The organism is Actinomyces weissii, from assembly GCF_016598775.1.
GTDB classification, from domain to species: domain Bacteria; phylum Actinomycetota; class Actinomycetes; order Actinomycetales; family Actinomycetaceae; genus Actinomyces; species Actinomyces weissii.
On sequence record NZ_CP066802.1, the window covers coordinates 353,087 to 376,657 of the forward strand.

The 23,571-nt window shown below is 72.1% G+C and carries 19 protein-coding genes; 7 read left to right on the forward strand and 12 right to left on the reverse strand.

Annotation, left to right across the window (positions count from 1 at the left end):
• Nucleotides 1–55: 55 nt before the first annotated feature.
• Complete coding sequence (locus JG540_RS01455) at nt 56–1,480, reverse strand: glycosyltransferase (RefSeq protein WP_200276313.1); 1,425 nt, start codon at nt 1,478–1,480, stop codon at nt 56–58.
• 229 nt (nt 1,481–1,709) lie between these two features.
• Here JG540_RS01455 and JG540_RS01460 point away from each other — a divergent pair, with 229 nt between their 5' ends.
• Nucleotides 1,710–2,117, forward strand: coding sequence for a TM2 domain-containing protein (locus tag JG540_RS01460; protein WP_200276314.1), 408 nt, complete (start codon nt 1,710–1,712; stop codon nt 2,115–2,117).
• 121 nt (nt 2,118–2,238) lie between these two features.
• Here JG540_RS01460 and JG540_RS01465 read toward each other — a convergent pair whose 3' ends face one another.
• Nucleotides 2,239–2,868, reverse strand: coding sequence for an HAD-IA family hydrolase (locus JG540_RS01465; protein WP_200276316.1), 630 nt, complete (start codon nt 2,866–2,868; stop codon nt 2,239–2,241).
• Between the two features lie 403 nt (nt 2,869–3,271).
• Between JG540_RS01465 and JG540_RS01470 the strand changes: the two genes are divergently transcribed.
• Together JG540_RS01470 and JG540_RS01475 are read left to right on the forward strand one after the other, a co-directional pair.
• Nucleotides 3,272–5,605, forward strand: a complete 2,334-nt coding sequence (locus JG540_RS01470) for a glycogen debranching protein (protein ID WP_200276317.1) — start codon at nt 3,272–3,274, stop codon at nt 5,603–5,605.
• A 230-nt stretch (nt 5,606–5,835) separates the two neighbouring features.
• Nucleotides 5,836–6,591, forward strand: a complete 756-nt coding sequence (locus JG540_RS01475; protein ID WP_200277956.1) for a CDP-alcohol phosphatidyltransferase family protein — start codon at nt 5,836–5,838, stop codon at nt 6,589–6,591.
• 143 nt (nt 6,592–6,734) lie between these two features.
• Here the strand turns inward: JG540_RS01475 and JG540_RS01480 are convergent, their stop codons facing one another.
• Nucleotides 6,735–7,682 (reverse strand): hypothetical protein, encoded by a 948-nt coding sequence (locus JG540_RS01480; RefSeq protein ID WP_200276318.1) that lies wholly within the window; start codon nt 7,680–7,682, stop codon nt 6,735–6,737.
• Between the two features lie 450 nt (nt 7,683–8,132).
• Here JG540_RS01480 and gdhA point away from each other — a divergent pair, with 450 nt between their 5' ends.
• The 4 genes from gdhA to JG540_RS01500 all read left to right on the forward strand — a co-directional run bounded on the left by gdhA (nt 8,133) and on the right by JG540_RS01500 (nt 14,299).
• Nucleotides 8,133–9,470: an NADP-specific glutamate dehydrogenase gene (gdhA, locus tag JG540_RS01485; protein ID WP_200276319.1), complete on the forward strand. Its 1,338-nt coding sequence runs from the start codon at nt 8,133–8,135 to the stop codon at nt 9,468–9,470.
• Between the two features lie 193 nt (nt 9,471–9,663).
• On the forward strand, nt 9,664–12,003 hold the full coding sequence (locus tag JG540_RS01490; RefSeq protein ID WP_200276320.1) for a bifunctional metallophosphatase/5'-nucleotidase: 2,340 nt from the start codon (nt 9,664–9,666) through the stop codon (nt 12,001–12,003).
• A gap of 45 nt (nt 12,004–12,048) precedes the next feature.
• Nucleotides 12,049–12,477: a sterol carrier family protein gene (locus tag JG540_RS01495; RefSeq protein WP_200276321.1), complete on the forward strand. Its 429-nt coding sequence runs from the start codon at nt 12,049–12,051 to the stop codon at nt 12,475–12,477.
• Between the two features lie 229 nt (nt 12,478–12,706).
• A complete protein-coding gene (locus JG540_RS01500) occupies nt 12,707–14,299 on the forward strand; it encodes an RNB domain-containing ribonuclease (RefSeq protein WP_200276322.1) in 1,593 nt (530 codons plus the stop codon).
• 19 nt (nt 14,300–14,318) lie between these two features.
• Here JG540_RS01500 and JG540_RS01505 read toward each other — a convergent pair whose 3' ends face one another.
• From JG540_RS01505 to JG540_RS01545, 9 genes are all read right to left on the reverse strand, one after another.
• A complete protein-coding gene (locus tag JG540_RS01505; RefSeq protein WP_200276324.1) occupies nt 14,319–15,224 on the reverse strand; it encodes an ABC transporter ATP-binding protein in 906 nt (301 codons plus the stop codon).
• Nucleotides 15,225–15,227: 3 nt separating this feature from the next.
• Nucleotides 15,228–17,621 (reverse strand): ABC transporter permease, encoded by a 2,394-nt coding sequence (locus JG540_RS01510; protein ID WP_200276326.1) that lies wholly within the window; start codon nt 17,619–17,621, stop codon nt 15,228–15,230.
• Nucleotides 17,618–19,114, reverse strand: a complete 1,497-nt coding sequence (locus JG540_RS01515) for an MFS transporter (RefSeq protein WP_200276328.1) — start codon at nt 19,112–19,114, stop codon at nt 17,618–17,620. The genes JG540_RS01510 and JG540_RS01515 overlap by 4 nt, the downstream gene beginning before the upstream one ends.
• Nucleotides 19,115–19,124: 10 nt before the next feature.
• On the reverse strand, nt 19,125–19,793 hold the full coding sequence (locus tag JG540_RS01520; RefSeq protein ID WP_200276330.1) for a TetR/AcrR family transcriptional regulator: 669 nt from the start codon (nt 19,791–19,793) through the stop codon (nt 19,125–19,127).
• 342 nt (nt 19,794–20,135) lie between these two features.
• The gene (locus JG540_RS01525; protein ID WP_200276332.1) at nt 20,136–20,342 is read right to left on the reverse strand and encodes a DUF3073 domain-containing protein; all 207 of its coding nucleotides are present in this window, start codon (nt 20,340–20,342) and stop codon (nt 20,136–20,138) included.
• Nucleotides 20,343–20,508: 166 nt separating this feature from the next.
• Nucleotides 20,509–20,844, reverse strand: coding sequence for a DUF3618 domain-containing protein (locus JG540_RS01530; protein ID WP_234042850.1), 336 nt, complete (start codon nt 20,842–20,844; stop codon nt 20,509–20,511).
• Complete coding sequence (locus JG540_RS01535) at nt 20,841–21,425, reverse strand: hypothetical protein (RefSeq protein WP_200276336.1); 585 nt, start codon at nt 21,423–21,425, stop codon at nt 20,841–20,843. The genes JG540_RS01530 and JG540_RS01535 overlap by 4 nt, the downstream gene beginning before the upstream one ends.
• Nucleotides 21,418–21,855, reverse strand: a complete 438-nt coding sequence (locus tag JG540_RS01540) for a phage holin family protein (RefSeq protein WP_234042851.1) — start codon at nt 21,853–21,855, stop codon at nt 21,418–21,420. Before JG540_RS01540 ends, JG540_RS01535 begins: the two co-directional genes overlap by 8 nt.
• 447 nt (nt 21,856–22,302) lie before the next feature.
• Nucleotides 22,303–23,565, reverse strand: coding sequence for a glycoside hydrolase family 3 N-terminal domain-containing protein (locus JG540_RS01545; protein WP_234042852.1), 1,263 nt, complete (start codon nt 23,563–23,565; stop codon nt 22,303–22,305).
• Nucleotides 23,566–23,571 lie beyond the last annotated feature (6 nt).

Genomic DNA, 23,571 nt, shown 5'->3' on the forward strand with positions numbered 1-23,571 from the left:
AAACGGTCTCATGACGGTATCGACGACTGCTGGTCGCGTCGCCAGTCAGAAGCAGCTACTCAAGCAGGCCGCTGAGCGCCTCCAGCAGCGCCAGCAGGTGCCGGTCCGGCAGGAAGTCGCGGCGCACCGCCTCGTGCGCCGCCAGCCCCAGCTCGCGGGCCCGCTCCGGCAGTCCCAGCACGTCAGCCACGGCCTGGCCCCACTCGTCGACGTCGTCAGGACTTACCAGCACCCCCGTGACTCCGTCCTCGATCTGGTCCTGGATGCCACCGACCGCCGAGGCCACCACCGGCAGCTTCTTCCACATGGCCTCAGCCACCGTAAGCCCGAAAGCCTCCACCAGGGAACGCTGCGTCACCACGTCACTGACGCGCTGGATCGCGTTAACCACCGTGGCATTCACCTCCCGGTCCCGCACCGGGATACCGAACACGTGGATCCGGGAAGCCGCGTGCGGAGGCAGCGTGGAGACCCGCTCCACGATCTCGGAGAGCGCCGCCTGGGCCGCAGGCTCCTTCTCCGGGTCGGGGGCCGGCCCCACCAGCAGCAGGTGGGCGTTGGCAGGAAAGCGCTCCACCTGCGCCGCGAAGGCCTCCACCAGCTCCAGCCCGCCCTTGAGCCGGTCCCAACGCTGGACCTGTGTGATCGTGCGCGCCCCCTCCGGGACCTTCCCGCCGACAATCACCAGCTCGCTCTCCTCCAGGCTGCGGAAGGCGTCCGTGCGCCCGTCCTCCCGTAGCAGCGGCACCGCCTCAAAAGGAGGCCTGCCCGCGAACAGCCCCGCCAGGCGCACCACGGTCCACGACTCGTCCAGGTCCAGCACCCGGTTCTTGGGACTCTCCGGGTTGATCGACGGGGCGATGAAAGCCGCCTGCTCAGGGTCCACGAAAGCCGGCAGGTAGGAGGGGCGCGATACCACCACCAGGTCCACGTCCTCCAGGTAGCGGTCCAGGAAGGCGCAGGCGAGGTGGGCCACCTCAGTGGGAGAGTCCGTGCCCAGGTGGCAGCGCCACACGACCGTGGCCCCCGCCTGCTTGAAGGCCTTGGCCAGGCCCGCCGTGGGCGGGTCCTCCAGGATCACGACGTCGCCCTCACGCACGTCATCCATGACGTTCTCCGCGTTGGAGGCCAGCACGTGCTCGTAGATGTCACGCTGCTTGTCCCCCAGCTTGCCGCCGTCACCCTGCTGCCCGTGGACATGGGCGTGCAGGCGCTCGGCGATGTCCCGGAACTCCGCCGGGGCGTCCAGCGTCAGCCACCGGGCGTCCAGGCCCAGGCCGCGAGTCAGGCCCACCAGCGGGGCCACGGTCTCCGCCACGCCCGAGCTGGCCGCGGCGGTCGGAGTCACCACCCAGATCGTGCGTCCGTCCAGGAGGCCGTGCGCGGCGGACACGCCTCCACGCAGGCGCCGGACGGCCACCTCATCCAGGTGGCTCTCCAGGTCCGAAAGGGGCAGCGGGGCGACGTCGATGGTTCTCATACAACGATCCTGCCCTGAAAAGCTGTGACATGGGGCACTTTGGGAGGCTCGTGTCGCTGTTTCGGCCCGCAGGACCCGCAGAACTTGGGGTCGGAGCACGTATGGGGACCAGTTCCCTTTGTGTTGTCTCTATACTCACTGGAGGATAGTCCTGCTCATAGGGGCTCGCGTGCTCGAGCCCCGGCCAGCATCCCCTCACCCCCTAAGCACCTATATAGGAGACAGACCCATGAGCTACGACCCCTACGGACAGCCCAGCCAGCAGCCCGCCCCCTACCAGCAGGCCGGCTACGCAGCCAGCCCCTACGCCGCTGGGGTGGCCCCCAAGTCCAAGGGCACCGCCGCCCTGCTCGCCTTCTTCCTGGGGGGCTTCGGGGTGCACAACTTCTACCTGGGCCAGAAGGGCCGGGGCATCGGGCACATCGTCCTGGCCGCGTTAGGCATCCTGGTCATCATGATCGCCGTGATCTCGGGCCTGTCCTCCGTGGACAGCACCACTGCCCAGATCTCTGAGGAGGCGGCCGCCGGAGTGGGTGCGGGGGTGCTGTTCGGCTACTTGCTGCTGATCGCCAACGGCATCTGGGCCTTCGTCGAGCTCATCATGATCCTGGTGTCCAAGGACCCCAACCTTCGCTGAGGGCCATGTAACCCCCTGATCCGGCCGGTGCCGCCAAGACGGCGCCGGCCGGTTCCTTTTACCCAGGTGCTTAAGGCGGTCGGCCCGGCTACCACCAGGCCGCCGGTGCGGCCTCATGAACTCAGGCGAACAGGGGTAGCAGGTCGGTCAGGCTCGCGACCACCAGCGCGCCCGGGGCGTCTTCGGGAAGCGTGATGCTGGTGCCAGGCCGCACCAGCAGGGCGGCGGCCAGGCTGGCGGCGCGGGCGGCGGCGACGTCGATCAGCCGGTCGCCCACGCACAGGACCTCCTCGGGCAGCAGCTGGTGGCGCTCAAGCAGCAGCAGGTTCATGGCGGGGCTGGGTTTGCGGGCCAGGCCGTCGGGGGCGCACACCAGGTCGTCGACCTGCAGGCCTAGGGCCTCCAGGAGGTGCGTGGCGCTGGTGCGGTCCCGGTGCGTGGCCACCAGGTTCAGGCCGCCGTGTTCGCTGACGCGGGCCATGACCTCACGGGCGCCCTCCATGACCGGGGCGGGGTGGTGGCGCCAGCGGCGCTTGAGGGTCTCATAGGCCTCCGTGAGCCGCTGCTCGGGCAGGTGGTGGCGGGCGGCCAAGGTGGTGGTGGCCTCAGCGATCGAGCGGCGGGTCAGGGCGGTGACCTCGCGCAGGTGGGCGGGGGAGGTGTCGCCGAAGGCCGCCTGGCACAGGGCGCGGTCCACCTCCGGGTAGGTGTCGATCAGGGTGCCGCCCATGTCCCAGATGATGTGGTGCATGAAGCAATTCTCCCCGGAGGAGGCCGGTGGCGCTGCGGCTCGGTGGGACTGGTTGCGGGGGCCGCAGCCGGTGGCGTCCGAGCGGTAGTGGGTTCATGGTGGGGTGGGGGCTGTGGGGCAGGTCTCCGTGGGGCTGCTAGGTGCGTGGTGCGGTGGTGCGCTGGTGGTGGGGCTGGGGCGGGCGGCGTCGGCGTCGAACACTGGGCGGTGAGGCGTGGGGCTGGCTGCCGCCGTGAGGGTCCTGGGACAGTTACCCACAGGAACTTAGGGCCACCTTACCGGTCTCGTGAGCCATATGTCCCGGTCTCGCGGTACCGATGTCCCGGTCTCGCGAAATCGCCAGGGGCGTAGGGGCGGGGCTTTCCGCGGGTGTCGCTGGCGGCCTGATGTCATGATGAGCGGCATGACCACAGTAACCGCAGCTGACGAGTCCACCTGGGGGCAGGCCCGCTGGCCCCTGGGGGCCCACCCTGACCCTGCAGGCACCACCTTCGCCGTCTACGCCCCCGCCGCCACCCGCCTCCAGCTGGAGATCTACCCCGAGTCCCTGGGAGCCAGCGCCACCGCCACCTTCCTGCCCGCCCGGGGCGAGGACGGCGTGTGGCGCGCCCGCATCGCCGGAGCCACCGCCGGCACCCTCTTCGGCTACCGCGCCTGGGGCCCCAACTGGCCCTACGAGGAGGGCTGGACCCCCGGCTCCGCCGTCGGCTTCCACGCCGACCTGGACGAGCAGGGCAACCGCTTCAACCCCAACAAGGTCCTCTTTGACCCCTACGGCCGCGAGGTCACCCACAACGTCTACACCGACGCCCTGGCTGGGCTGGGCGTCAACGACGGCGTGCTCGGCACCGGCGGGGACCTGGTGGACGGCGTCCCGCGTCGCCAGATCGACACCGCCCCCTACGCGCCCAAGAGCGTCGTCATCGACGACCACACGCCTGTGTCCCCCAAGCCCGCCCTGCCCGCCGAGCGGGCCGTGATCTACGAGGCCTCCGTCAAGCAGCTCACCGGGCACCCCTCCGCCGCCCGCCTGGCGGACCTGCTCTCCGGGCAGTCCGGCTTCGAGGACCTGGTCAACATCCCCGCCGAGTACCAGGGCACCTACAAGGGGGCCGCCCTGCTGGCCCCCTACCTCAAGGCGATCGGCGTGACCACGGTGGAGCTGCTGCCCGTCCACGAGACCAACAGCTCCGAGTCCTGCCAGCCCGGCAAGACCAACTCCTGGGGCTACATGACGCTGTCGTTCTTCGCCCCCAACCGCCAGTACTCCTCCGACAAGTCCTGGGGCGGTCCCACCCGCGAGTTCAAGGAGATGGTCTCGACCTTCCACGAGGCCGGCCTGGAGGTCTACCTGGACGTCGTCTACAACCACACCGCCGAGGGCGGCAACTGGGGCGGGGACGTCAACACCACCGGATTCACCAGCCTGGGCGGCTTCGCCACCGCCGAGTACTACCAGATGACCGCCTCCAAGATCATGGTGGACGGCGCCACCGGCACCTCCAACCAGCTGAGCTACTCCTCGCCCGTGGCCCGCCAGCTGGTGCTGGACTCCCTGACCTACTGGTGCCGGGACATGGGGGTGGACGGCTTCCGCTTCGACCTGGCCACCGTGCTGGGCCGCCAGCCCGCCGAGGCTCACCCGGAGGACTGGAACGCCCAGCGCCGCTTCTTCTCCGACCACCCCCTGCTCACCGATATCGCCGCCCTGGCCGAGGCCGAGGACATCGAGGTGGTCGCTGAGGCCTGGGACCTGTGGGGCTACGAGGTCGGCAACTTCCCGCGCGGCTGGGGCGAGTGGAACGGCCGCTACCGGGACGCCGTGCGCCGCTTCACCAAGGGCGACGGCAACACCATCGACTTCCTGGACATGCTCAACGGCGACTACCACCACTTCGCCGACAACGGCGGCCCCCAGAAGTCCGTGAACTTCGTGGACGCCCACGACGGCTTCAACCTGGCCGACCTGGTCAGCTACCAGCACAAGCACAACGACCAGCCCCACCCCTTCGGCCCCTCCGACGGCGGCAGCGACAACAACCTGTCCTGGGACTCCGGCGGCGACCAGTCCCTGCGCCGCACCCGCCTGCGCAACCTGTGGACCATCCTCATGTTCTCGCGCGGCGTGCCCATGGTGGTGGCCGGTGACGAGCTGGGCCGCACCCAGAACGGCAACAACAACCCCTGGGCCCTGGACACCGTGGCCATGCGCAACAACTACGACATGGCCGCCACCAACGCCCCCCAGCGGGTGGCCGTGGCCCCGGGCCTGGAGGCCAGCTACCACGACAACCTGGGGGAGTTCCCCTCCCCGGACCCCCAGGTCAACCCCCTGCTGCGCTTCGCCAGCTTCCTGATGCACCTGCGCAACGAGCACCAGGCCCTGCACCAGGCCGCCTGGGGCGACATGGTGGCCGCCAACCACGACGTCTCCTACCTGTTCCACACCCCCGGCCGGGACGGCTTCCCGACGGAGGGCGACCGGGCGCTGGCGGCGCACATCGACGCCCCCGGGGAGTCCTTCTGGATGATGGTCAACATGACCGGTCAGCAGATCGGCTTCCAGGTGCCGGAGCCGCACGCCGGCCGCCAGTGGCGGCGCCTGGTGGACACCTCCGCCCAGGCGGAGGCCGCAGGCAGCTTCTGGCCGGTCGGCCAGGGCGAGGTCGTAGGCGGCGGGGCCACGGTCGAGCCCTGGTCCATCACCGTCTGGCACGAGCACCCCACCGGGGCCTGAGCCCCGACGACGGCGCGGCGCCCAGTGGCTGCGAAAGGCCCTGGGCGCCGCGCCGTCGTCTGCTGCATGGGTGGATATACGCAAGAACTGTGGCGTGTGTCTGGGACTTGTGCAGGAGAACGCAGGGGCGCACCTGCCATAGGATGCCGACTGCCCCTTGCCCCTAAAGAAGGCCTATCGTGACCACCGCCCCCACCAGCCAGCTGGCTGTCGACTCCCCGCAGGCCCCGGTGAACCCGGAGGGCCCCCAGCCCTCCAAGCCGACGCGCAGCCATGCCGCCCTGGGCTGGGCGGTGCACTTCTTCACCATGTCCGGGCTGGTCTGGGCCAGCCTGGCGATGCTCGCCCTGTTCCACGGCTCCCTGAAGATGATGTGGCTGTGGCTGGCGGTCGCCCTGATCGTGGACGGGGTGGACGGCACCCTGGCCCGGCGGGTGCGCATCAAGGAGGCGGTGCCGTGGTTCGACGGCTCGGTGACCGACATCATCATCGACTACCTGACCTGGACCTTCATCCCCGTGGCCTTCATGTACCTGCACCTGCCGCTGGGGCCCAGGCCGCTGGCCGGGGTGCTGGCGGTGGTGGCCCTGGTCTCCTCCCTGTTCTGCTACGCCAACGAGGGGGAGAAGTCCGCTGACAACTACTTCGTGGGCTTCCCGGCCGCCTGGAACGTGGCGGCGGTGATGATGTGGGTGCTCCAGTCCTCTGCCACGGTGAACGTGCTGGTGACGGTCGTCCTGGCGGTGCTGACCCTGGTGCCCACGCACTACCCCCACCCGCTGCGTGTGGTCAAGCGCCGCAGCCTGCTGATCTGCCTGGTGCTGGCCTGGCTGGCGGGCACCATCTGGATGGTCACCGTCTACCCGGCGCAGCCGCTGGGGGCGCTGGCGCTGATGGCGGCCTGCGGGGGCTGGTTCCTGGTGATCGGGGTGCTGCGCACCCTGCAGGGCCGTCCCGACGACGTCGCCCGCGCCACCGAGGGCTGAGGCCCGCTGGCGCCTGCGGGCACTGGGTGCCTGGGGCGGAGCCGCGGGCGGAACCCAGAGGCCGTGAGCCGCAGGCGGTGAGCAGGCGGGGAGTGCTCGCGGGCTGCTGCCCTGGGGCTACCGCTCCTTGAGTAAGCCGGTCCTCAGCGGGGCGCACGCAGGGCCTGGGTGACCACCGAGTCCCGCAGCCAGCGCACCCCCTCCAGGGCCGCCGCCCCCAGGATCATGGTGATGACGGCAGCCACCACACCCTTGGGGTAGCCCTCGCCCTGGGTCCAGAAGTAGACGTAGGGCGCCATGAAGGACACCACGGTGGTCACCAGGCCCAGCAGGCGGGTGCGCAGGCGGCGACCCGCCACCATGGCCAGGATCCCCCAGGTGTAGGGGATGGCGGTGAGCAGGTCTATGGTCCACAGCACCCAGACGTGCCCGGTGAAGCCGGGCACGAAAGCCACCGGCAGGGCCCGCAGCGAGGAGTACGCGAAGACCGCCACGTAGGCCAGGAACACGGGGTTGGCCATGGCCCGGCGGGCCACGGTGCGTTCGATGAAGGCCACCTGGGCCCGGCGCATGGCGGCCAGGGTGCGCCGCGAGCAGCGCATGGTGTCGGTGCCCTCCAGGCACTGGCGCAGGAATGATGGGCCCGCCTCGCCCCGGTCGGAGAGGGAGACCACCAGGTCGGCAGGGTGGATGCCGACTACCACCTGGTCGGCGGCGTCCGCAGGACCTACCACGTGGACCAGATCCTCACCGAGCACCTGGCCCAGGTGGGGCACGTCGGCGGCGGGGAGCTGGGCCAGCCACAGGCGGGTGCGCTGCTCCACGGCGTGGTCCAGGGCGTTGCCCAGCTTCCAGCCCAGGACGTCGGGACGCAGCAGGGAGTCAGGGTCGGCGTGGGCCAGCTCGGCCAGCTCCGGGCGCTCCACGACGTCGCTACCAGCCCCCAGGTCACCGACCCGGCCAGCGCCGCTGGCGGTGAGCAGGGCCTGCGGGTCCAGGAGCCGGCGCTGTACCAGCGGCACGGAGAGCAGGGAGCGCCAGGCCAGGAACCGGCCCAGGGGGCCGAGGGGACGGGGAGCGGACGGGGTCATAGGGGCAGCCTGGCAGAAGCGGGGCCCGTCTGTCGCCTCGGCTCCCCGGGAGGCTGCGCCTTTGCGCGCTGCACGGTCTGGAAGCAGGCGCGCTCCGGCCGTGAGTGGTCTGTGGCACGGCAGCGCCGTCGGAGTGGACGAGGCTCAGCGGGCCCGGGTGGTCGCGGCTAAGGAACACTTGACCCAGGCCAGGGACAGGGGCTGGCCCACGCGTGGCGCAATAGCTGCACTTGCTGCTGAGGCGGTCGAGGACCGGAGGCAGCGTTGCGCTACCCGGCGCCTCACCCTCCTGGGCCGTACCGCCTTCCCACACTCGACCGCCAAGCGAGATGTTTCTTCTCAGTTTCCGGCTCAGTGGGAGACTGTCAGCAGCGTCCAGGGTCGGCGTGGCCCGCTGCGGCTTCGCCGTCGCCCTGACACCCCCCACCGGTAGGCAGTAGGAGTCCAAGCATGCAGGAGCGTATCGAGAAGGTCTATGAGCAGGTTGTCCAGCGCAACCGCGGTGAGGCCGAGTTCCACCAGGCGGTTCGTGAGGTCCTGGAGTCGCTCGACCCCGTAGTCTCCAAGCACCCCGAGTACCTGGACGCCGCCCTCCTGGAGCGGATCGTGGAGCCGGAGCGCCAGGTGATCTTCCGGGTGCCCTGGACCGACGACGCCGGGCAGGTGCACGTACAACGGGGCTTCCGCATCCAGTTCAACTCGGCCCTGGGCCCCTACAAGGGCGGCCTGCGCTTCCACCCCAGCGTGAACGCCGGGATCATCAAGTTCCTGGGCTTTGAGCAGATCTTCAAGAACGCCCTGACCAACCAGCGCATCGGCGGCGGCAAGGGCGGCTCCGACTTCGACCCGCACGGCCGCTCCGACGCCGAGGTCATGCGCTTCTGCCAGTCCTTCATGACTGAGCTGTTCCGCCACATCGGCCCCAGCACCGACGTGCCCGCCGGGGACATCGGCGTGGGCGGGCGTGAGATCGGCTACCTGTTCGGGCAGTACAAGCGCCTGCAGAACTCCTACGACGCGGGCGTGCTCACCGGCAAGGGCCTGGCCTGGGGCGGCTCCCTGGTGCGCACCGAGGCCACCGGCTACGGCACCGTGCTGTTCGCCCAGTCCATGCTCGCCACCAAGGGAGACTCTCTGGAGGGCAAGAGGGTCGCCGTCTCCGGGGCGGGCAACGTGGCGATCTACGCCATTGAGAAGGCTCAGCAGCTGGGCGCCCAGCCCATCACCTTCTCCGACTCCTCCGGCTACGTCGTGGACGAGGCCGGGGTGGACCTGGAGCTGCTCAAGCAGGTCAAGGAGGTGGAGCGCGGCCGCGTGGCCGACTACGTCGCCCGCCGTCCCGGTGCCCGCCTGGTGACCGGCGGCTCGGTGTGGGACGTGCCCGTGGACGTGGCCCTGCCCTGCGCCACCCAGAACGAGCTCAACGGAGACCAGGCCGCCACCCTCCTGCGCGGTGGCTGCGGCGTGGTCGCGGAGGGAGCCAACATGCCCTCCACCCCAGAGGCTATCGAGGCATTCCAGGCCGCAGGCATCCTCTACGCCCCCGGCAAGGCCTCCAACGCCGGAGGGGTGGCCACCTCCGCCCTGGAGATGGAGCAGAACTCCAGCCGCACCCACTGGGACTTCAGCAAGGCCGAGGACAAGCTCACCCGGATCATGGCGGGCATCCACGACTCCTGCGTGGCCGCCGCCGAGGAGTACGGCAAGCCCGGTGACTACGTGCTGGGTGCCAACGCCGCAGGCTTCACCCGGGTGGCCGACGTGATGCTCGCCCACGGCGTCGTCTGAGTCGGGACCCTACCGGCACCGGCGGCCCGCCGCCGACGCCGCCCGCCACGCCCGCCCGGCACCCCCAAGGGGGTGCCGGGCGGCGCCGTCTCCCGCAGCACCCCTCCGCCCGGAGGCTGCCAGATACGGGCAGAACCGGAGTGAAGGCCTTATCCTTGAAAGACTCTCCCCAGCCGCCCAATGAAGGACTCCCATGCGTCTGCCCTCGTTCTCCAAGACACTGGGCCTCTCAGCAGCCTTTGCCCTGGCCCTGCTCGGCACTACCACGGCCGCCCCCGCCCAGGCGGACCCCGGCGGCTCCACCACCATCAACCTGGTGGGCATCACCGACCTGCACGGGCACATCGCCCGCGTCACCGACTCCAAGACCGGTGCCGTCAAGGAGCCCGGCGCCGTCACCATGGCCTGCGAGATCGCCAAGGCCCGCGCCGCCGACCCGGACACTCTGCTGGTCTCCAACGGCGACAACGTGGGTGGCTCCGCCTACATCTCCTCGATCCTCAAGGACCAGCCCACCATCGACGTCCTCAACGCCATGGGCCTGGACGTCACCAGCGCCGGGAACCACGAGTTCGACCAGGGGATCGACGACCTGGGCGGCCGCCTGGTCAAGGAGCTCCAGGCCCCGATCCTGTCCGCCAACGTCACCGGCAACGCCGGCCTGGACGCAGAGGGCGACCGGGGCGTGTTCGTCAAGGACGTCAAGGGCCTCAAGGTCGGGTTCATCGGCGTGGTCACCGACGAGCTGCCCAGCCTCGTGTCCAGGTCCGCCCTCAAGGGCCTGCGTATAACCGGGGCCCTGGAGGCCGCCAACGCCCGCGCCACCGAGCTCAAGGACGGCAACCCCGCCAACGGTGAGGCCGACGTCGTCGTGGTCCTGGCCCACGAGGACGCCGACGTGATCGGCCCCCAGTTCAACGGCTCCGTGGACGCCGTCGTCGGTGGGCACACCCACGTGCCCTACGAGGCCACCGTCACCGGCAAGGACGGCAACCAGATCGCCGTGATCCAGCCCGACCACTACGGCCTCAAGCTGGGGCAGGTCTCCCTGAGCTACGACCCCGCCACCAGGAAGGTCACCCCCCTGGTGGTCAAGAACCTGGACCTGTCCACCTCCACCTGCAACACCGACGCCTACGGCGTCGAGGCCCTGGTGAGCAAGGCCGCCAAGGACTCCGAGGCCGCAGGCGCCCAGGTCCTGGCCCAGCTCGGCACCGACTTCCTGCGCGGCACCAACGACGGCACGGACAGCGGCGCCAACCGCTCCACCGAGTCCACCGCCTCCAACGTGATCGCCGACTCCTTCCAGGCCTGGCTGGCCCAGGACATCAAGCCTGCGGGCAAGCACCACGTCGGCCTCATGAACCCCGGCGGCGTGCGCGGCGACTACCTCAAGGGTGAGCTCACCGAGGGCGAGGCCTACACCGTCCAGCCCTTTGGCAACGAGATGGCCTACGCCACCATCACCGGGGCCCAGCTCAAGCAGGTCCTGCGCGAGCAGTGGCAGCCCACCACCTCCCGCGCCGGGCTGACCCTGGGCGTGTCCAGCAACGTGCGCGTGTACGCCAACCTGGACGCCTCCGAGGAGCTAAACGGGTACTACCAGCAGATCAGCAGCGGGACCAAGACCGCTGCGGAGCTGGCCAGCGCCATCGACGCCGCCCGCGCGCGGGTGATCGAGGCGGTGTACGTGGACGGTGCTCCGCTTGCTGACGAGGCCTCCGTGGTGGTGGCCTCCAACACCTTCCTGCTGGCCGGTGGCGACAGCTTCAACACCCTGGGCACCGCCACCATGATCAACACCGGCATCCTGGACCGCACGGTCACCGCCAAGTACCTCAAGGCGGTTGAGCCCGCCCAGGCCAGCCTGGTCAAGCGCCAGATGGCGGTGGACATCGACACCGACGTCCAGGCCGGGACCACCACCCTGCGCCTGGCCGGTCTGAGCTTCACCGCCGCCAGCGAGCAGGCTCAGCCTGGGCAGGTGGTGCAGGTGCTGCTGACTGCCAAGAAGGCTGACGGCTCAGCTGTGGAGGTGGCGCAGGCACCGGTGGACCTGAGCCTCACCCCGGGCCTGCCCGACACCGGGCGCGCCAGCATCACCTTCTCCCTGCCCGAGGGGCTGGCCACCGAGTCCTGCACCCTGACCGACGTCAGCACCGGCAAGCCGGTAGACACCACCTGCGCCCAGGTAGCGATCAACCTGGTGGACCGGGGCCAGCAGCGCACCGAGCTGGACCTCTACGCGCAGATTCAGGCCCAGCCTGCTAGCGGCTCCACCACGCCAGGCGGCTCCGCTGCCCCCGGCGGTAGCGGCCAGCCGCAGGCCGGGGGGCAGCCTGGGAACAAGCCCCAGCCGCCGGGGGTGACCCTGCCGACGGCGGTGCCCACCAACGGGCCCGTGGTCCAGGGGCCCAACGGCCAGCCGGGCAAGCTCGCGCGCACCGGTGTGTCCGCGGGCCTGGGGCTGGCCTGCGTGGGCCTGCTGGGTGTGGGAGCGCTGCTGCTGGCACGCCGACGCGCCCGTAGCTGAACTTGGGGCGGGGGCTGGTGCGGGCCCGCAGGCTATGGTCAGGCCATGCCTGCTCGACGTCGTATCGACCCCGCCCAGGGCGCCCAGGCCGTGCGCTCCTGGGCCGCCGTCAACCCACCGGACGCAGGCCGCCAAGCCGCCACCGGCCCCGCCGTCGCCAGCCCACAGGCATCCACCGCCGTGGGCCGGAGCACCACCGCCACCGCGGTGCGCTTCACCCTGGAGGAGCTAGCGGCCTGCGCGCCGGGCCGCTCCGTCGAGGTGCGCGTGCCGCCCTACGGGGTGACCCAGGTGGTCGCAGGCACGGTCCACCGGCGCGGCACCCCGCCGTCGGTGGTGGAGACCGACGCCGACACCTGGCTGGCCCTGGCCACCGGGAGACTGACCTGGCAGGAGGCCCTGGACTCAGCCGCCCTAAGGGCCTCGGGGGAGCGCTGCGACCTGTCCGCCTACCTGCCCCTGCTACGCGCCTAGGGCACCAGTCCGGTCCTGTAGCGGATCAGGGCACGCACACGGCGAGGACACCGCCTCAGCACACGTGAACCCGTCCCGTGGCGGCTCAGGGCACGCCAGTCCCCTCCCGCCACCTGCCTGGCGCCCGCCGCCCCCTCCTGCCCGGGAACGACGCCCAGGTGGTACCCAGGCAGCGCCCTCAGGCCCGCGCCTAGCGCCCACAGGCCCCCGCCTCCGCTATTTTCGGGCCATGACCCGTTTGCGTATGCCCCGCTTCACGGCCCCACCCGCTGAAGTCACCGCCGCCCTGGACGCCCTGCGCCAACGCTACGAGGTGCCCCAGGGATTCTCGGCCGCCGCCCAGACCGAGGCCCAGGAGGCCGTGCGCAGCTGGCAGGCCGACGGCGCCGCCCGCTTCCTGGACGCCGGGGCCCGTGACGCCCGCGACCTGCCGCTGGTCACCATCGACCCACCCGGCTCCCGGGACCTGGACCAGGCCCTCCTGATCGAGCGCTTCAACGGCGCCCCCGCCCCGGCGGCCCCGAAGGCCCAGGCAGCCACCGACCCACGCCCCGGTGCCCGCCCGCTGCCCGTCGGCACCACCTACCGGGTCAGCTACGCCATCGCCTCCCTGGGTACCTTTGTTAGCCCCGGCGGCGCCCTGGACGCCGAGCTGCACATCCGCGGCGAGACCATCTACACCCCCGACCGGTCCACCGCCCTGCACCCGGAGGTGCTGTCCCACGGCGCCGCCTCCCTGCTGCCCGACCAGGACACCCCCGCCTGCCTGTGGACCATAGACCTCGACGCCGACGGCGCCGTCCTGTCCGCCCACGTGGAACGCGCCCTGGTCCGCTCCCGGGTCCGCCTGGACTACCAGCAGGTGCAGGACGCGATCGACGGCGTCGCCCCGCTGCCCCCGGCGGCACCCGCCGACCTGCCCCGCCTGCTGGAGGCCGTCGGACAGGCCCGCCAGGCCCAGGAGGCCGCCCGGGGCGGCATCTCCCTGCGCCTGCCCGAGCAGGACGTGGAGGAGGTCCCCGAGGCCCCCGGCGCCCCCAGCGGCTACCGCCTGGTGTTCCGGGCCACCCGGCCCGCCGAGGAGTACAACGCCCAGGTCTCGCTGCTCACGGGCGTGTGCGCCGCCCAGATGATGCTGCAGGCCGGGGTCGGGGTGCTGCGCACCATGCCGCCCGCCCCCGAGCCCGCGATCCAGCGCCTGCGGTACGTGGCCCGGGGGCTGCGCATCAGCTGGCCCCGGGAGACGAGCTACCCCCAGCTGCTGCGTACCCTCAGCTCCAGCGTCCCCACCCAGGCCGCCTTCATGGACCAGGCGGCCGGGCTGTTCCGGGGCGCCGGGTACACGGTCTTCGGGCCGGAGGGGCTGCCGTTGCCCCAGGGAGACCTGGCCGCGCACGCCGCAGTGGCCGCCCCCTACGCCCACGTGACCGCACCCCTGCGCCGTCTGGTGGACCGCTACGGCCTGGAGATCTGCCTGGCCGTCTGCGCGGGCCAGGCGGTGCCCGAATGGGTGCTGGCCGCCCTGCCCACCCTGCCAGCCACCATGGCCACCACCGGCAGGCGGGCCAACGCGGTGGAGCGCGGGGCGCTGGACGCCATCGAGACCCTGGTGCTCAGCCGGAGCGTCGGCCAGGTCTTCGAGGGGGTCATCACCTCCGCGCGCGGCCCCCAGGGCGAGCTCGTGCTGGCCGACCCCGCCGTCGTGTCCACGGTGGTGGCGCAGGACCGGGAGCGCCTGCCCGTGGGCGGCACCGTCAGGGCGCGCCTGGTGCAGGCCGACCCTGCCCGGGGGGTCTCCCGCTTCAGGCTGCTGCGTGCCTGAGGCGCCACACGGCCCCGGACTAGACGCCTAGCCCCGTCATCAGGCTGGTGACCTGCGCCAGCCGGGTCGCCTGCGCCTCCTGCCCTGCCCGGCCCTGAAGCCGTGGCCCCGCCCGCCCCGCTTCCTGCCGCGCGGACTGTGCCGCGGCAGCGTCAGGAACCGGTGCCTTCGCCTGCACCAGCGCCTCCGGGCCCTGATGCGCGGATGCCGCCCCCGGTTCCGGCCCTGCGCCCGCGCCCGGCGTCGGCCCGTACTCGCGCAGGTCCAGGTCACCGGCCACCGCCCCGTCGACCAGGGCCAGCACCCGGTCGGCGCAGGCCGCCACCTGCGGGTCGTGCGTGACCAGCACGATGCTGCACCCCTGGGCGTGCACCCGCCCCAGCAGCCCCAGCACCTGGGCCGCCGCCGCCCGGTTCAAGGCCCCCGTGGGCTCATCGCCCATAATCAGCCGTGCCCCGTTGACCAGTGCCCGGCACAGGCTGGCCCGCTGCAGCTGCCCTCCGGAGACCTGTGAGGGCAGGTGGTCCGCTACCGCCGCCACCCCCATCTCCTCCAGCAGCTCCTCCGCCCGGGCTGCCACCACCGCCCGCGGCTCCCGGCCCGCCAGCAGGGCCGGCAGCACCACATTGTCCCGCAGGCTCAAGGTGGCCAGCAGGCGCGGCTGCTGGAACACGAAGCCCAGACGCCCCAGCCGCAGCGCCGCCAGCTCCTTCTCCGCCAGGCGCGTGAGGTCCTGCCCGTCCAGCAGCACCCGCCCCGACGTCGGCTGGTCCAGCCCGGACAGCAGGTGCAGCAGCGTGGACTTGCCCGACCCCGAGGGGCCCATCACCGCCAGGAACTGCCCGTCCGGCACCACCAGGTCAATGCCTTGCAGCACCCGCCCGTGCCCCGGGTACTCCTTGGTCAACGCGCTCGCCTCAAGCATCACTCACTCCTGCTCCACCAGTGCCACCCCAGCCAGCGGGCGCAGGCCCAGGACCAGGGCGCCGGACACCGCCGCCAGGACCAGCCCCGGCAGCAGCACCCAAGAGGTCAAAGGATCCGAGCTCAGGCGCACCCCCGGCGCCCCGAAGGCCCCCAGCACCACCCGCAGCAGCGGCTGCCCCAGCAGCTGCGCGCCCACCGCCCCCGACACCAGCCCCAGCGCCGTCGGCAGCAGGAAACGCACCAGGTACTGCCGCCGCACCTGCGCCAGGCTGGCCCCCAGGGCCCGCAGCAGCGCCACCTGCCCCCGCTCCCGGGTCACCAGCAGCACCACCGCCAAGGCGGTGACCACCAGGGTCAGCAGGCTGCCGCCCACCGCCGCCACCCGCACCACCGTGCGCAGCTGGCTGGAGGTCGCCCCCAGGGTTTGGGAGGTGAACTGCTCCACGCTGCTGACCTTCACCCCGGGCAGCTCGGTTCCCAGGTCTGCGACCACCGCCTCCGCCCGCCCCGGCTCCACCAGGTCCACGTAGATGACCTGCCACAAGGGCGCCTCGCTCCCCGGCAGCCGCGCCTTGGCGGTCTTCCCGCCGAAGGTGATGTCCTGGTAGACGCCGGTGACCGTCAGCAGCCGCACGCCTGCACCGTCGTCCAGCTCCACGCTGCCTCCCACGGTCACGGCCAGCTCCTGGGCCTGGTTGTGGGACAGGGACACCTCCTGCTCCGTGCGTGGCGCCCGACCCAGCTCGTAGGCCAGGGGGAAGGCCTCATGGTCCCCCGACTGCACCAGCACGCTGCCCCACCGGCCACCCGGCGCCCGCATCCCGTGGCGCTCCGAGACCAGCAGGGTGTGCCGGGCGACGTCGGCGCGCCCCGCCAGCAGCTCCTCCACCTGGGTGGCGCTCGCGGCCCCGGCGGGCACGTCCACCCGCAGGTCGCAGCGCCCCGCCCCCAGGTAGGTGGTGAAGGACGGCGACTCCATGGTGGCCAGCACCCCGGCCGGCAGGCTCACCGCCGCCACCGCCAGGGCCACCACGCCCAGCAGCAGCAAGGACGAGCCGTGGAAGGCCCCCCGCAGGCCCAGGAATCCCGGCACCCCCAGTGGCGAGCGCAGCAGGCTCGCGTGCCGCCGCCGGGGCAGGGCCGCCAGCAGAGGCCGTTGCCACCCCAACAGCCGCGTCAGCAGGCGACGACGCCGGTGCTGGGCGGTGGTCCCGGTGGCCGCCGCCCGCAGCATCTCCACCGCCCCCAGGCGGCCCAGCCGCCTGAGCACCCGGCTGCTGGTGGCCAGCACCAGCAGCGCCACCGCGCTCGCCCCCAGCACCGGGGCGACCACCACCGGCAGCAGCCCGCTGGGGCGCCCCAGGTACAGCACCACGGGCTGCTGCAGCACCGCCGTCAGCGGGAAGGCCGTCGCCAGCCCCACCCCGGCCCCCACCAGGGACAGGGCCGTGTACTTGGTGCCGTAGAGCCTGCGCGTGCCCGCAGCCGGGGCCCCTATGGCCTTGAGGGTGGCGATCTCCGCCAGGTCCCCCTCCAGCGCCGTCAGCAGGGCGAAGCGCAGCGCCAGCAGCATTGCGCCGGACAGCACCCCAGCCACCAGCAGCAGCGCCGCCGCCAGCAGGTAGGTGCTCAGGCCGTTCATGAGCTTGAACACCGTGGCGTCCACGCTGATGCCGTTGGCGGGTAGGCCCGCCTGCCGGTAGGAGTCCATGACCTGGGCGGTGCCTGCCCCCGGGGCGGTGCGCAGCTCCACCAGCTGCTCGGGCGCCAGGTGGGGGCGCAGCCGCTCAAAGTCGGCGGCGTTGACCACCAGGCGCTTGGAGGTGACCAGGGAGGGGTTCATCTGGGCGTCGCGCACGAAGCCTGCCACCCGCAGCTCCAGCACCTGTCCGGCGGCGGTGACGTGCACCGCACCGCCAGCCTGGGTGCTGCCCTGCGCCTGGTAGTGCACCGGCAGCCAGACCTCCCCGGGGGCCGGGTGTACTGGCTGCCCGGCGGCGTCCACCAGCAGGTCGAAACGCTCAGGGGCAACCACCAGGGCGGGCTCCAGTACGGAGCCGGCCTGGGAGACGCCGTCGATCCACAGCTGCTGGCCGGGCACCGGCAGGGTGGTGAGCACCTGCGCGTCCACCACCTGCGGCTGGGAGGCGGCCCAGGCCTGGATGTCCTCGACCTGTGCCGTGGTGAGCGGTCCGGCGTGCATCTGTACCAGGTCCGGGGGCAGGGCCTGCTGCCAGAAGCTGTTGGTGGCGGCGTAGGTGCGGGCCACCAGGGCGGCGCCGGTGGCTACGAGCGTGGTGGACACGGCCACCAGCACCACCAGCACCAGGCTGACGGTCCGGGAGCGGCGCAGGTCGGCGCGCAGCAGGCGCAGCAGCACGGCCCCCACGGTCACCCAGCCCCTTCCGGCTCAGGGTGCTGCGCAGGAGCCTGTGCCCTCGGGCCGGGCCAGGTCCCAGAGCCCCCGGGGGTGGTCTGCTGGACGACGACGGCGCGCTGCCGGGTGGTGGTTCTCGGCTTGCTGGCGCCGCGCTGCCGGGTAGCGGCAGGTGGCTGTCCGGTGCCTTCCGGCCGGTCGGCGGCTCCTGGCTGGCTGGGTGGGTCCGGCTGGCTGACGCTCTGCCGCTGGCTGGTCACGACCACCCCGCGCAGCAGCGGGGAGGCCGCCAGGGGCAGGAGCGAGAGGCAGGCCAGCCCCGTCGTCGCCAGCAGCAGCGCCGTGCCCCGGCCCGCACCGACCCCCACCAGGGGTCCCAGGGTGGGGGCCAGGGGGCCCGCCTCCCGTAGCAGGGGCTCAAAGCCCCTGTCCGCCAGGGGTCCAGCCACCGCGTAGGCCACCAGGTAGCCCAGCTGGGAGACCAGGCCGATCAGCCCCCAGGCCCGCCCCTGCTGCTCGTCACCGACGCGCGTGCGCACCACCAGGTCCGCACCGGTCTGGCAGGCTGCCAGTGCCCCGAATACCAGGAAGCAGCAGGCACCGATACCAGCCAGGTTCCCCGCCAGGGGCAGCAGCAGCAGTCCCAGGGACAGGATGGCGGTCCCGGCGGTCAGCAGCCGCCAGGGCACGGGCCGGGGCAGCGCCCCTACCACCAGGGCCCCTGCCAGCAGCCCGGTGGCGGCCAGCGACTGGGTGGTGCCCACCGCGTCGACGTCGTAGCGGGCCAGCATCACTACCGGCAGCAGCACCTGCAGGCTGCCGAGCACCACCGTGAGCAGGCTGGCCAGGGTGATAGCCCGCCGCACCTGCGGGGTACGGGCCAAGGTGCTGGCGGCGTCCCGCAGCTGGGCCAGCAGGCTGTCACCCTGCCCGGCGGTAGGTGAGGTGCCCGAGGTGGTGCGACGGCGCACGTACAGGGTGCAGGCCAAGGTCACCAGCACGCTGGCCACGTCCAGCCACAGGACGGTGGCGGTGCCCGAGCGCACCAGCACCGCCCCAGCCAGCACCGGGGCCAGCAGGAACTTGGAGGCGGAGGCCAGCTGCAGCAGGCTGGAGGCCTTGGCGTACTGCTCCGCGGGCACCAGGTCGTTCACGGAGGCGCGCAGGGCGGGCTCGGTCAGGGCCGCCAGGCAGGAGGAGGCAGTCACGCCCACGAGCACCAGCGCCAGGGGCGTGCTGGGGCGGGAGAGGGCCGCCAGCACCAGCAGCAGGCCGAAGGCGGAGCCGCCGTCGCCCAGCAGCATCATGGTGCGTCGGTCGTGGCGGTCGGCCAGGGCGCCAGCCAGCGGTCCCAGCAGGACGATCGGGGTGAAGGCGCACAGCTGTACCAGGGCCACGGCGGAGGCGGTGCCCTGCGTGGCGTAGGCCCAGGCGGCCAGGGCGAAGGCGGTCATGCCGGAGCCCAGCGAGGTGGTGAAGGACCCCAGCACCAGGACTAGCAGGCGGTTCATGGCGGGGCCTCTAGGGCTGTGGCCCAGTGGGGGAGGGCAGAGGGGCAGGGGTGGTGAGGGCGCTGGGGTCCGTGCCCAGGAGGGTGGCAGCCGTACGGACCAGGGTGGCCTGGCGGCGGGCCGCTACCTCCTGCGCGGGCTCGTCCAGGTCGGCGGGGGAGAAGACACCGCCCTCCAGGAGGGTAAGGCCTGCGGCGAGTACGACCTCCACGTCCCCGGCCGGGTCGGTGCTGCTGAGCTCACCGGCGGCGACGCCGTCGGCCACCACCTGCGTGAGGACCGGGTGGAGGCTGCGGAAGGTCTGGGTCATGGACATCAGGTGGAAGCGCAGGTTGCCGGTGGCCTGGAGCTGGTGGGAGAGGTCGATGTCCTCCTGGTCGGCCCGGGCGGCAGCCAGGACTGCCATGAGCCTCTGGGGGGCGGGCAGGTGGGCGTCCTTGGTGGCTTGCGCCGCCTGGAGGGCACGCTGGGCGACCTGCTCGCAGGTGCGGGCCACGATGGCCTCCAGGATCGCCTCCTTGGAGCGGAAGTGGTGGTACAGGGTGCCTTTGGCGATACCGACGGCGGCCAGGACGTCCTCCACGGTGGCGGTCTCGTAGCCCTTGGTCAGGAACAGCTGCTGGGCGGCGTCCAGGATCTGCTGACGGCGGGCCGAGGCGCTCAAGGTGGTGGTGCTCATGGCTGCTCCTGGGGTGAAGGTGGCTGGTGGCTCTGGTGGGGGGTGGCCAGTGGGTGGGTCGGGCGGGAGGGGCAAGGCGGCGGCTGCCGGTGGGTACTCTCCCGCCAACTAGCCGACCGACCGTCGGTCTAGTGCTTCTAGTGTGCGCCACCGCAGCCCTCCTGGCAAGGCTGTACGGCAGCTCCTGCGCTCAGGAAGCCTGTCGGCGTCGCCTGGGGCAGGCCCGCGCGGCGGATGTCAGGCCCGGGGGCGGGGCTCGTGCCCGTACGCGCAGCCAGGCGCGCGAAAGGGCCGTGGGCTCGGCAGAACCCACGGCCCTTCAGCCGTTACCAGACGAGAGGATCAGGCCTGCGCCCGATCATCCTCATCCCAGTCGTCGTCAGCGACGTCGTACTTAGCGGCCAGCTCCTCATAGTCGATCTCGTCACCGGAACTGGGCGCAGACGCTGAGAGCTCACGCTCCAGCGCCGCGTAATCCGTGTCCGGGGTGAAGTACTTGAGCTTACGTGCGACCTTGGTCGCCTTGGCCTTCTGACGGCCGCGCCCCATAGGCTCGACCCCCTCCAACGTCTCTGGGCGCGCAGGGCGCGCATCTCATGGGCAAATGTGTCGTGGCGCTACCGTACATCGTCACAGTGCGGCAAGGCCATTCGTAAGGGGCGCGGCGCAGGTGGTCCCGACCACCCACAGCCCCTGGCCCCGTCTCTGCGGGCCCTCAGTCCCGGGCTACACGTGAGCCGATAGCCAAAGCCGCCAGCAGCACCGTGGCGGAGCCGGCCACCGCGCCCAGCAGGCGCCGCGCATCGGCGTCGCCCGCCTGCGCCTGGCGTACCGCACCGGCCGCACTGCGCAGGCCAGCCTCGGTGTGCTGCAGCAGCGGGCTGAGCGCCCCCTGGGCCCGCTGGCGCAGCCGGCGACCTGCCTGACGGGCCTGGCCCTTGGGGCTGAAACGGGCCGCCAGGGCGTCTACGTCGGCCGCCAGGGCCTCCCGTGAGGCCTGCAACCGCGCCTCGATCTCGGCGGCGCTGGCCTCAGGGACGCTGGGAGTCACCGGCGCACCGCCTTCACCAGGGCCACCGTGCTCACCCCGGCCAGGCACAGGACCACGCCGGTGGTGATAGCCAAGGCGGTGGGGTCGCCGTCGCTCGCGTCGTCCAGCAGGTGGCGCAGGCGGGTGGGCAGGTCCTTGCAGGCGGGGGCGGGAGCCTCGGCGCCGGTGGACTCGGCGGCCTCCGCGTACAGGCCGTAGGCGGCGGGCTCAGGCTCCTGCCTGCCCAGCATCCCCTTGACCTGCGTACTCAGCTGCGACCAGGCCTGGCCTACGCGCTGGCCGACGGCGCAGCAGCCGCCTATAGCGCAGGCCTCCTGGGCGTCGTCGTCGCCCTGGGGCAAGCGGCTGCGCAGGAGCTGCAGCGGGGACTGGGAGAAGTCAGGCTTCAGGAAGCCGAAGGCGCGCGAGCGCATGGAGGCCAGGGAGCTGGAGACCTGCTGGCGGGCCTGCTGCTTGAGCGACTCCGGGGCCAGGCGGAAGCCAAGCATCTCCAGGTCGCGGGCCAGGGCCTCGCGCTGCTTGGTCAGGCGGGACTCCAGGTCCGCCAGGGACGGGGCGGGGGCGGCTGCGGCGTCACTCATGGTTCTGGGCCTTCTGGAAACCGGTGATCAGGGAGGACTTCAGTGTCTCGGCGCTCTGCTTGAGGCCCTCCTGGGGGGCGGGGACGGAGTGCTTGACCTGCTTGAGCTTCTTGGCGCCCACCAGGGCCAGCACGGCGGCGACCAGGAACAGCACCAGGGCGACGACCAGCTTGCCGGCCCACAAGGGCATGAGCTCGCCCAGGCCGCGGGCGGCGGCGTCGAGCAGGAAACCCAGGCCGTATAGGGACAGGACGCCTGCGCCAGCGAGCAGACCCGCCCCCAGGCCCATCTGGGTGCCCATGAGCCTGGCCTTGGCCTTGGCCAGGTCGATCTCGCCGCGGACCAGGCTCGAGACGTTCTCAGAGATGCGGGCAACCAGCTCGCCTAGCGAGGGCTGGGCGTTAGGAGGAGTGGTGTTTTGGTGTGACACGATCTCGGCTTTCTTGGGAGATGCGTTGGTAGCGCACGGGGACCAGGAAATAGGCTCTCACAAGCGCTGGGGGTTCCGCTGCGCCACAGGAGGAACTCTACGGGCAATGTCCCGGCTGGGCGAGCAGGTGGGCGGTGTCCGACGGTGTCGGGGGTGGCCGCACCCGCGTGGGGAGCGGGGTCACGGGTCGCCGCGAACAGTGCCTGGTGCACCTTTGAGGCCGCCCTGCGTGGGGAACGGGGCGGGTGGACGGGCGCAGCCCAGCGTTGACCGAGACTCGGGCCGCACCAGCAGAGAAGCTTGACGGGTAGCAGCGAGCACCCACGGCAAGCCCCTCGCACCCACCCCCTGAAACCGCCGGATTAGGTTCACCTAACCGGTCTCGTGAGCCATATGTCCCGGTCTCGCGGTACCGATGTCCCGGTCTCGCGGTAAGAAAGGGGGGTGTTAGGGGAGGTGGGACTTCAGGGCGAGTACGCGGGCTGCGGCGGCGTCCACCTGGGCGGCGAAGCCAGCGTCGGCCTGCGCCTCAGCCAGCAGGGCCGCCGCCATCTCACTGGCCTGCCAGGGCGCCCCCGAGGCCAGCACGATGTCGCAGCCCGCCCGCACCGCCGCCACCGCCCGCGCCCCAGGCGACCAGGCCGCCAGCTGGGCCGCCGCCGACAGGTCGTCCGTAATGACCACCCCGTTGAAGCCCAGCCTGCCGCGCAGCAGCTCGGTGACCACCCGTGCGGAGAAGACCGCAGGCTGGGTGGCGTCCAGCAGCGTGTAGTAGGCCGAGGACATCATCACCGTGCGTCTGCTGCCCGCCTTGGCCAGCTCCGCGAACAGCGCCACCGCCGGGTCCTCCGGGCCGGTCACGCTGTCCGTGACCCCGGCGGACACGTCGGTGTTCTGCGCCACCCGTCCCAGTCCGGGGAAGTGCTTCAGGGTAGGCACCACCCCCGCCTGCTCCATCCCGGCGGCGAATGCCTCCACCCCCTGGCGTACCGTCTCCAGGCTGTGGCCGTACTCGCGCCCAAAGGCCCCGATCGGCGCGTTGACGCCCGGGTCGGCCAGGTCCACCAGGTCAGCCACCGGGGCCAGGTTCATATTCACCCCGGCCGCGGCCAGCTCCTGCGCCCAGCCCAGGGCCGACTCCTGTAGCCCCGCACCCTGCTCCCCTTGCGCGGTGGCTTCCGGCAGCTGGCTGAAGCCCGGGCCGCGCAGCACCTGCACGGCGCCCCCCTCCTGGTCGGTGGCGACCAGCAGGGGCGTCCGGGTGGGCTGCGGCCCCACCAGGGCCGTCAGGGAGTCGACGACGGCGCGGGTCGCGGCCACCCCCGCCTCCGAGCGGCCCGACAGGAACACCCCGCCCACGTGCAGCTCGGTGATAGCGGAGACCACGGTGCCGGAGGCGGCGGTGGCCTCCGTGCCCACCATCAGCAGCTGGCCCACCTTCTGCTCCAGGCTCCAGCCCTCCAGCGACGGCGCCGCGGTGGTGGTGGGCGACGCCGTCGCCGTCGCGCTGGGCTCACCCGTGGGGGCTGCCAGGCTGGTGGCCGAGGCTGGTGGGGCCGCCGTCGGAGAGACAGGCGGGGCGGATGTGGCGCTGGCACCCGCCGCCCCGCCAGAAGCAGCGCGTCCGCACGCGGCCAGCCCTGCGGCACTCAGGGACAGTGCCAGCAGGCTCCGGCGCGAAGGCGTGCGGGGGGTCATGTCAGGGCGCATGAGGAC